The organism is Microbacterium sp. H6, from assembly GCF_003314775.1.
GTDB classification, from domain to species: domain Bacteria; phylum Actinomycetota; class Actinomycetes; order Actinomycetales; family Microbacteriaceae; genus Microbacterium; species Microbacterium oxydans.
This window is the reverse complement of the sequence record NZ_QOAY01000032.1, coordinates 23,665-24,474: the sequence shown is the minus strand read 5'-3', so window position 1 is coordinate 24,474 and position 810 is coordinate 23,665. Positions and strand designations below refer to the sequence as shown.

Annotated in this window: 1 protein-coding gene; it reads left to right on the top strand. The window is 69.5% G+C overall.

The features are described from left to right. The coding region (locus tag DSP71_RS01560; protein WP_181800631.1) for a glycosyltransferase at positions 1-809 on the top strand (809 nt) is incomplete at its 5' end. Position 810 lies beyond the last annotated feature (1 nt).

Genomic DNA, 810 nt, shown 5'->3' with positions numbered 1-810 from the left:
TCGATTCCGTCGTGGTCGTCGATGACGGCTCCCGATCCGTCGACACCATCACGTTCCCGGAGCGGACCGAGGTCATCTCCGCCGAGGAGAACCGCGGTATCGCGACCGCTTTGAACACGGCGATCAGCCGGGCGCGCGAGATCGGGGCGACGCACATCCTCACGCTCGACCAGGACTCCGCTCTGGCCGACGGGCATGTCGAGCGTCTGTTGACCCGCATCGACGCAGCAGAGGCGCAGGGCGTGAACGTCGCGGCCGCCGTGCCTGGCGTCGTCGGAGGAGCGCCGGTGCTGAACGACCCGACCGGTGGCCCGTTCGATCCGATCCAATCCGGGCAACTGCTCCCGGTCGGTGCGTTCGAGGCGATCGGCGAGTTCCGCACGGACCTGTTCATCGACGCGGTCGACTCCGAGTTCACCGTGCGCGCACGCGAGGCCGGTTACCGGTTCCTCGTCGATGAGGGACTCGCGATGGAGCACGCTCTGGGGGAGGCTGTGCCGCTCTCGGTGTTCGGACGGCCGCTGGTCATCCTCGGAAAGCAGCGGCACGTGCTGTACCACGCTCCGTGGCGGACCTACTACATGGTGCGCAACAGCGTGTGGCTGTCGCGGCAGTACGGCGCGGACCACCGGGGGTGGATGAGGCGTCGCAATCGCAAGATGGCGGAGATGGTGCTGTGGGGGAGCGTCCTCGCCCCGGACCGGGTCGCGCAGCTGCGCGCCGTCCGTGCCGGCTGGCGTGATGGCAGGCGCGGCACGCTCGGTCGCATCCGGCCCGACGTGCTCGGTCGGCTCGGTCGGCGAGCGTGAG